Genomic DNA, 8,676 nt, shown 5'->3' on the forward strand with positions numbered 1-8,676 from the left:
CCCGGGATGACCGATCTGCCAGAAGTGCCGGAAACGTTCGAGATCGTCACGCGTTACACGGCCCCCGCCCCGCGTCCCGGCCGCACCCTGCTGCGGTGGGTCACCACGACCGACCACAAGGTGATCGGCCGGCTCTACATGGTCACCTCCTTCTGCTTCTTCCTGTTCGCCGGGCTGCTGGCGCTCGGCATGCGCGCCGAACTGGCGCGGCCCGGACTGCAGTTGCTGAGCAGACAGGGCTACGACGAGTTCGTCACGATCCACGGCACGATCATGATGCTGCTGTTCGCGACACCGATGTTCGCCGGGTTCGCCAACGCGGTGATGCCGCTGCAGATCGGCGCCCCGGACCTGGCCCTGCCCCGGCTGAACGCCCTGTCGTACTGGATGTACCTGTTCGGCGGGCTGATGGTGGTGTCCGGGTTCCTGGTGCCGGAGGGTGCGGCGGCGTTCGGCTGGTTCGCGTACGCCCCGCTGAACAGCGCCTACTTCTCCCCCGGCGCGGGCGGCGACCTGTGGGCGATGGGCCTGGTGGTGAGCGGTGTCTCCACGACCCTGACCGCCGTCAACTTCATCACCACGATCGTGACCCTGCGCGCCCCGGGCCTGACGATGTTCCGGATGCCCATGTTCACCTGGAACGTGCTGTTCACCTCGATCCTGATCCTGCCCGCGTTCCCGGTGCTCACCGCCGCGCTGCTGGCGCTGGAGGCCGACCGCAAGTTCGGCGCCCACGTCTTCGACGCGGCGAACGGCGGCGCGCTGCTGTGGCAGCACCTGTTCTGGTTCTTCGGGCACCCCGAGGTCTACATCGTGGCGCTGCCGTTCTTCGGGATCATCTCCGAGATCATCCCGGTGTTCTCCCGCAAGCCGCTGTTCGGGTACGTGCCGATGATCGGGGCGACGACCTCGATCACCATGCTGTCCGCGGTGGTGTGGGCGCACCACATGTTCGCCACCGGTGCGGTGCTGCTGCCGTTCTTCTCCATCATGTCGTTCCTGATCGCGGTGCCCACCGGCATCAAGTTCTTCGCGTGGATCGGGACCATGGTGGGCGGGTCGGTCTCGTTCGAGACCCCGATGCTGTGGTCGATGGGCTTCCTGGTGTCGTTCCTGCTGGGCGGGCTGAGCGGGGTGCTGATCGCCTCGCCGCCGCTGGACTTCCACCTCACCGACACCTACTTCATCGTGGCGCACCTGCACTACGTGCTGTTCGGCACGGTGGTGTTCGCGATGTTCGCCGGGTTCTACTTCTGGTGGCCGAAGTTCACCGGCAAGATGCTGGACGAACGGCTCGGCAAGATCCACTTCTGGCTGCTGTTCCCGGGCTTCCAGCTGACCTTCCTGGTGCAGCACTGGCTCGGCGAGCAGGGGATGCCCCGCCGGTACGCGGACTATCTCCCGGCGGACGGCTTCGCCCTGCTCAACACCCTGTCCTCGCTGGGCGCGCTGCTGCTCGGCGTGTCCACGCTGCCGTTCCTGTACAACGTCTGGCGTACGGCCGTCCGGGGCGAGCGGGTCACCCTGGACGATCCCTGGGGCTGGGGGCGCGGCCTGGAGTGGGCGACGTCGTGCCCGCCCCCGCGGCACAACTTCGTGGCGCTGCCGCGCATCCGCTCCGAGTCGCCCGCCTTCGACCTGCACCATCCCGGGATCGAGCAGCCGCCCGGAGAGGAGCTGCTCCGGTGAAGACGGAAGCGTTGCTGTTCGGCGTGGTGGCGGTCTTCTTCGGCGGCGCCGCCGCCCTGTACGGGGTGTGGTCGCAGGAGGTGAGCGGCACGGTCGCGCTGGTCGTGGCGTGCGCGATGGCGTCGCTGACCGCCTTCTTCTGCCTGATCCAGTACCGGCGCCGGGGCAGCCGCGCCCAGGACCGCACCAGGGCCGAGGTGGTGGACGCGGCCGGGCTGGTGGCGTTCTTCCCCGACCAGAGCGGCTGGCCCGTCGTCACCGCGCTCGGTTTCGCGGTGACGGCGAGCGGTGTGGTCTTCGGGCTGTGGCTGTTCCTCATCGGTCTGGGGATTCTGGCTCGCGGTGTCGCCGGGCTGGTGTTCCAGTACGCGCACCGGTGAGGGGCCTGCGCGGGGCGCCCGGCCGGAACGACGTGACGGGCTCGTGGTCGGAGACGTAGCCGCCGCTGAGGGTCTGGTGGATCTCGCCCGTCGGCACCCCCTCCTCCAGCCGCTCCCGCTCCGCCGCGGTCAGGGCCCGGCACAGCCAGCGGGTCACCAGGAAGGCCAGGACGGGTGCCACGACCAGCGCGACGCGCAGCACCCAGGTGATGGCGTTGACGGAGACCCGGAAGGTCTGGGCGATGACGTCGTTGCCGCCGGCGATCACCAGCACGCCGTAGAACACCGTGCCCGCCACGCCGAGGCCGGTGCGGACGGGGCGCTCGCGCGGCCGGTCGCACAGGTGCTGCTCGCGCAGCCGCTCCCCGGTCAGGCGCTGCTCCACGAACGGATAGGCGTAGAGCACGGCGAACAGCAGGGCGGGCAGGACGACGGCCGGCAGCAGCACGTTCCACATGAGCGTGTGCCCGGCGACGTTCGTCTCCCAGGGGGGCACCAGCCGCAGCGAGCCCTCCAGGAAACCGACGTACCAGTCGGGCTGGGAGGCGGTGGAGACCTGGTCGGGGCGGTAGGGGCCGTACTTCCAGACCGGGTTGACCTGGGCGAGACCGGCGAGCAGCACCAGGACACCGAAGACCGTGAAGGACAGGCCCGCGGAGGTGGCGGAGAACTGCGGGTACATCGGCTTGCCGACGGCGTTGCGGTGGGAGTGGCCGGGGCCGCGCCACTGGGTGTGCTTGAGGTGGAACACCAGGATCAGGTGCACGGTGACCAGGCCGATGAGCAGGCCGGGCAGCAGCAGGATGTGGAGCGGGTACAGCCGGGTGATGATGTCGTGGCCCGGGTACTGGCCGCCGAACGCGAAGAAGGCGACGTACGTGCCGACCACCGGCAGGGACAGCATGATGCCCTGCGCGATGCGCAGCCCGGTGCCGGAGAGCAGGTCGTCGGGGAGCGAGTAGCCGGCGAAGCCCTCGGCGAGGGAGACCGCGAACAGGGTCAGCCCGATCACCCAGTTCAGCTCGCGGGGCCGGCGGAACGCGCCGGTGAAGAAGATCCGCAGCATGTGCAGGCCGATCGCGGCGACGAAGACCAGCGCGGCCCAGTGGTGGGTCTGCCGCATCAGCAGGCCGCCGCGCACGTCGAAGCTGATCCGCAGGGTGGAGTCGAAGGCGGCCGACATGCGCACCCCGCGCAACGGCACGTACGACCCGGCGTACACCACCTCGCGCATCTCCGGCTGGAAGAACAGGGTGAGCCACACCCCGGTCAGCACCAGCACGAGCAGGCTGTACAGGGCGAGTTCGCCGAGCAGGAAGGACCAGTGCTCCGGGAACGCCTTGCGCAGCACCGCGCCGCCCTCGGTGAGCGGCAACCGTGCGTCCAGGGCCTTGGCGGCCCGCTCCGCACGGCGGGCGCCGCCGCCTCTCACCGGTCGTCCTCGGACGCCGCCGCCCGTTCCACCTCTGCCTCGACCTCGCGCCGGGGCCGGCCGGTCTCCTTGGCGTACTCGCTCACCGCGGTCTGCACATCGCGGGCCAGGTCCCGCCAGGCGCGCAGGGCGGTCTCGTAGGTGCCCGACTGGGCGCCCGTCATGCCCCGCTCGGCCGGCGGGCCGTAGGCGTCGCGCAGCTCCTCGACCATGGTGTGGGCCGCCTCGGCCGCGCGCTGCTTCTGCACCAGTTCCTCGAAGGTGTGTGCCACATCAACCGACCCTAGACACGGGTGGCGGAACACGCCTCCCCAGCCTGTCTGAACGGCTCTACGGCGCACCCGAGCGGGCGTCAGCCGCCGGTGACGAGGTCCGCCCAGACCTGTTTGCCGCCGCTGACCGGGACCGTCCCCCAGGCCGCCGACACGGCCTCCACCAGCAGGATGCCCCGGCCGCCGGTGGCCTCCCAGCCGATGCTGGTGGGCTGCACCGGGCTGCGCGGGGAGGTGTCGGCCACGGCGAGACGCAGCCGGTGGTTGACCAGGCTGAGGTCGAGCCGTACCTGGCCGCCGGTATGCACCAGGGCGTTGGTGACGAGTTCGGAGACGATGAGGAGGGCCGCGTCGAGGGCGTCCTGGGACACGCCCCAGCCGCGCAGGGTGCGTCGGGTGAAGCGGCGGGCGTGCCGGACCGCCTCGGGCACCCGCCACACCGTCCAGCTCTCCCGCAGCGGCCGTACGGCCATCCCGTCGTAGCGCACCAGCAGCAGCGCCACGTCGTCGCCGCGGTGGGCGCCGGAGAGCAGCGCGTCGGCGACCAGGCCCAGGTGGGCGGGGTCGGCGGCCGACAGCCGGCTGGCCAGCCCGGCCATGCCGGTGTCCAGGTCGGAGTCGGGGGACTCCACCAGGCCGTCGGTGGTCAGCGCCAGCACGGTGCCGGGCCTCAGGCGCAGCGGGGTCATCGGGAACTCCGCCTGGGCGAGCACGCCGAGCGGCGGGCCGCCCTCGGCCCGTACGATCTCGGCGGTGCCGTCGGGGTGGCGCAGCACCGGTTGCAGATGCCCGGCGCGCACGCACCAGGCGGTGCCCTGCTCCATGTCCACGTCGACGTAGGCGCAGGTGGCGAAGAGGTCGGTCTCCATCTCCAGCAGCAGCCGGTTGGCGTGCGCGACGACCACGTCCGGGGGGTGGCCCTCGGCGGCGTAGGCGCGCAGCGCGGTGCGCATCTGGCCCATCAGGGTGGCGGCGCCCGCGTTGTGTCCCTGGACGTCGCCGATGACGAGGGCGACGTGGTTGTCGGCGAGCGGGATCACGTCGTACCAGTCGCCGCCGACCTCCAGGCCCGCGGTGGTGGGCAGGTAGCGGGCGACGGCGACCGCGCCGGGCAGCCGGGGCAGGCGGCGGGGCAGCAGGGTGCGCTGGAGCATGCCGACGAGTTCGTGCTCGGCGTCGAAGGCGTGGGCGCGCAGCAGGGCCTGGCCGGCGAGGCCGGCGCAGGCGGTGAGCAGGGCGCGCTCGTCGGGGGCGAAGTCGTGCGGGTCGTCCCAGCCGAGCAGACAGGCGCCTGCCATGCGGCCGGCCGCGGGCAGCGGCAGTACGGCCAGGCCCCCCGGGCCGACCTCGGCGAGGGCGGGCTCCAGCGGGCTGCCGGCCGGCCAGATCCGGGCGCGTCCCTCGCGCAGCGCGGCGGCCAGGGTGGGCATGGCGCGCACCGGCGCGTCGGGCCACTCGGTGCGCCACTCGCTGCGCCACACCTCAGGCCAGGCCTCGGGTTCGGGCGGGTCGAGGACGGTGACGACCAGCCGGTCGTTCTCGAGTTCGGCCAGTGCGATCCGGTCGGCCTGGAGCGGTCTGCGCAGGGCGGCCACGACGGCCTGGCCGACGTCCTTGACGGTGCCGGCGGTGGCGAGGGCGGCGGCCAGGCGCTGCACCCTGGCCACGTCGGTGACGTCGGAGCGCAGGGTGGAGGCGTCGGCGACGGTGCCGACCAGCCGGGCGGTGCGGCCCTCGCCGCCGGGCAGCAGCCGGCCGCGCAGCCGCAGCCACCGGGGTGGCCCGGTGGGCCGCAGGACGCGGAACTCCAGCTCGCGCTCGCCGATGGACATGTGGTCGGCCTCGACCACGGACATCAGCGCCGGCAGGTCCTCGGGGACCGCGCGGCCCAGCAGGGTCTCCACGCGGCCGTCGAAGTCGTCCCGGTCGATGTCGAGCAGCCGCAGGATGGCCCCGCCGACCTCGACCCGGCCGGTGTCCATGGCCAGGCTGAAGGCGTCCTCGGGCAGGTCGCCGGTCTCGCCCGCGGCGGCCGGGGCGGGGACGGCGAGCGCGCCGGCGACCAGTTCGAGGCAGGCCCGCTCGTCGGTGCCGAAGCCGCCGGGGTGCTCGCCGACCGCCAGCAGGCAGCCGCTGCCCTGCGAGAGCGGCAGGACGGCCACGCAGAAGTCCGGGGACGGGGTGCGGCGCGCGTCCGGGCAGCCGGCCAGTTCGGCGGGGCCGAGCCACCGGGGGCGTCCGGCGCGGTGCGCCTCGGCGACCGGGGAGCCGCCGGCGACCGGGTAGCAGTCGCGCAGGCCGTACAGGGTGCGGGGCAGGCCGGCCGACTCGGCCAGACAGAGCTGGGCGGGGTCGTCGCCGGGGCTGTACACCCCGGCGAAGGACGCCCCGGCGAACACGAGCGCCTGTTCGAGGAGGCGGCGGAGCCGGTCGGGGGTGTCCGGGGACGCCATCAGCGAGGCGAGGGCGACTTCGGCACGCTCGGGCGCCGTTCTCGTTCCGCTGACCGCAGCGCCCTCACTCACCACCTCGCCATTACAGCGCGTATGAGCCGCCCGCGCAGCCCCTGTGACCTGTCCGAACCTCCGGGGAGCGTGGGCCGGGGCCGGAAGCGGGGAGGGCCTAGCCGGACATCGTCCGGATGCCCCGGCTCAGGGTGGCCGTCAGGGCGGCGGCCGTGACCAGGGCGGGGAAGACCAGCGTGGCCTGGACCGGGCTGAAGCGGGCCAGCAGCGCACCGGCCAGGGCGGGGGCGAGCGCGGCGGCCGAGCCGGCCGCGAGCAGGACGCCCCCCACCACCCGCCCCTGGAGGTGGTCGGGGGTGACGGCGGCCTGGTGGGCGAAGAGGGCGGCGTTCGCCGTGGGCCCGAGGAACACGGCGGCGGCCAGCGGTACGGCGCCCGCCACCGTGCCCGCCAGCAGCGTGCCGACGGCCATCAACGCGGCGGTCGCCCAGCACAGCAGCGTGATCAGGACGGGCAGCCGCAGCCGCCGCTGGAGCGCCGGGGCGGCGAGCGCGCCCAGGAGGCCGCCGAGCGCGAAGATCGTGCCGGCGAGTCCGATCAGCGGCGGGGAGACGCCGGCGCGGCGCAGCGCGAGCGTCATCGCGAAGATCATGCCGGTGAAGGCCATGTTCAGCGGGGCGGCGATCACCAGCAGGGCGCGCAGGAACGGATGCCCGAGCAGGAAGCGCAGGCCCTGCACGGTGGACGCGCCGAGGGGTGGGGCGGCCTCGCTCCGGGGCTGCTGGAGGGGGCCGCGGATGCGCCAGACGGCCACGAGGGACAGCAGGAAGCTGAGCGCGTTGCCGAGGAAGGGCAGGGCCCGGCCGAGCCCGAACAGCAGGCCGCCCAGCGGCGGTCCGGCCAGCGAGACGCCGTAGGTCCGCGCCTCGTTGCGGGCGACGGCGGAGGTCAGTTGGCCGGGGCGGACCAGGTTGCGTACCGAGGCGTGCTCGGCGGTGCTGAAGACGGCCGTGGCGGCGGAGCCGGCGACCACCACGGCGAGGATCACGGGCAGGCTCGCCCGGCCGGTCAGGACCGCCCAGCCGAGCAGGGTGTACCCGGCGAGCCGCAGCGCGTCGCAGCCGAGCATCAGCCGGCGGCGGTCGGCACGGTCGGCGAGGACCCCGGCCGGCAGCCGGCACACCAGGGCGGTGACCAGTCCGACGGTACCGACCAGCCCGGCCCGGGCCGGCGAGCCGGTCTGCTGCAGCACCAGCAGCGGCAGCGCGAGGTCCACCATGGCGCCGCCGAGATCGGACAGGCACTGCCCGGCCCACAGCAGCGTGAAGTCCCGGTTGCGCCACAGGCCGCCCGCCCGTTCCCCGCCCGCGGCCTCCGTGTCGCCGTCGCTGACCGGTGCCCGTGTCATACGGCCTCCTCACGCCGGACGGGCCCGCCCGCGCCCTCGGTCGTCCGGTCCGGGACCGCGCCCAGTGCCGTGGGGATGACCAGCAGCTTGGTCACCGTGCCGTCGTCGGCGGTGATGTCGCGGACGTGACGGAAGCCCAGGCGGTGGCACATGCTCAGGCTGGCGGTGTTCTCGGCGCCGACCATGCCGTAGGCCTCGGCGAGGCCGAGGTCGTCGGCGGCGTGGCGGAGGAGGCCGCGGACGGCCTCGCCGCCGAGGCCGTGGCCCCAGTAGGCGGGGGCGAGCGCGGTGACGAGTTCGTGGCCGTCGACGTTGCCGGTCGGCTTCACCTCGGCGTGGCCGACGTAGGCGCCCGCGTGCCACAGGCCCCAGACGTCGAAGCGGCGCTGCGGGTAGACGTCGGTGAGGATGGCGCGGAAGAGGGCGCGGATCTCCGGTTCGGGTACGAGGTCCTGGCCCATCCAGCGGCACACCTCCGCGTCGCGCAGCAGGGCGACGAAGACGTCCTCGTGTTCGGGCCGGTAGGGGAGGAACTCCAGGCGTTCGGTGCGCAGGACGGGGGTCATGGCGGCTCCTCGGAGGTGATGCGGTGGCGGGGGCCGAGGGCGGTGGGGCGCCGGGACGGCGGCACGTGGGGGGCCGGGCCGGCGTGTCGGGCCGGCTGGTGGGCGGGGAGGGCGGGCCGCCGGGCCGGCGTCGTGCGGGGCCGGCCCGGCGGGTCCGCGGTGGTCGTGCGGGGCCGCGGTGGTCAGGCGCCGGCGTTCTCCATGCGCTCGCGCAGGCTCTTGGGCCGCATGTCGGTCCAGACCTCGTCGACGTAGGCGGAGCACTCGGCCTCGGTGCCCTCCTTGCCGACGGGCTGCCAGCCGGCGGGCACCTCGATGTCGACGGGCCAGAGGGAGTACTGCTCCTCGTCGTTGCGCAGCACCTGGTAGCGGGTGTTCTCGTCCATGTCGTGTCCTTTCGTCATGCCGTGATGTCGTCGTGCCGTCATGTGGTCATGTGGTCATGCGGGTCCGGGTGGGCGGTG

8 protein-coding genes are annotated in these 8,676 nt (G+C 73.5%); 2 read left to right on the plus strand and 6 right to left on the minus strand.

Translation table 11 applies throughout. From position 1 onward, the window contains the following. The first annotated feature begins 6 nt into the window (after positions 1-6). Positions 7-1,689 carry an aa3-type cytochrome oxidase subunit I gene (ctaD, locus tag ACZ3ZD_RS13215; RefSeq protein ID WP_467396134.1) on the plus strand — a complete coding sequence of 561 codons (1,683 nt, stop codon included), beginning with the start codon at positions 7-9 and terminating at the stop codon, positions 1,687-1,689. Beyond that, positions 1,686-2,069: an aa3-type cytochrome oxidase subunit IV gene (gene ctaF, locus ACZ3ZD_RS13220; RefSeq protein ID WP_467396135.1), complete on the plus strand. Its 384-nt coding sequence runs from the start codon at positions 1,686-1,688 to the stop codon at positions 2,067-2,069. Before ctaD ends, ctaF begins: the two co-directional genes overlap by 4 nt. Here ctaF and qcrB read toward each other — a convergent pair. From qcrB to ACZ3ZD_RS13250, 6 genes are all read right to left on the minus strand, one after another. Then, complete coding sequence (gene qcrB, locus ACZ3ZD_RS13225) at positions 2,005-3,501, minus strand: cytochrome bc1 complex cytochrome b subunit (RefSeq protein WP_467396137.1); 1,497 nt, start codon at positions 3,499-3,501, stop codon at positions 2,005-2,007. The genes ctaF and qcrB overlap by 65 nt on opposite strands. Then, positions 3,498-3,773: a hypothetical protein gene (locus ACZ3ZD_RS13230; RefSeq protein ID WP_467396139.1), complete on the minus strand. Its 276-nt coding sequence runs from the start codon at positions 3,771-3,773 to the stop codon at positions 3,498-3,500. Before ACZ3ZD_RS13230 ends, qcrB begins: the two co-directional genes overlap by 4 nt. Positions 3,774-3,853: 80 nt before the next feature. Then, entirely contained in the window at positions 3,854-6,301 is a 2,448-nt protein-coding gene (locus tag ACZ3ZD_RS13235; RefSeq protein ID WP_467396141.1) for a SpoIIE family protein phosphatase, read from the minus strand. Positions 6,302-6,395: 94 nt separating this feature from the next. After that, on the minus strand, positions 6,396-7,646 hold the full coding sequence (locus ACZ3ZD_RS13240) for an MFS transporter (RefSeq protein WP_467396142.1): 1,251 nt from the start codon (positions 7,644-7,646) through the stop codon (positions 6,396-6,398). Next, on the minus strand, positions 7,643-8,212 hold the full coding sequence (locus tag ACZ3ZD_RS13245; RefSeq protein WP_467396144.1) for a GNAT family N-acetyltransferase: 570 nt from the start codon (positions 8,210-8,212) through the stop codon (positions 7,643-7,645). Before ACZ3ZD_RS13245 ends, ACZ3ZD_RS13240 begins: the two co-directional genes overlap by 4 nt. Positions 8,213-8,394: 182 nt before the next feature. Beyond that, positions 8,395-8,598 (minus strand): MbtH family protein, encoded by a 204-nt coding sequence (locus ACZ3ZD_RS13250; protein WP_014676677.1) that lies wholly within the window; start codon positions 8,596-8,598, stop codon positions 8,395-8,397. Between the last annotated feature and the right edge of the window lie 78 nt (positions 8,599-8,676).

The sequence above is a fragment of the Streptomyces sp. NPDC023481 genome (assembly GCF_055560195.1).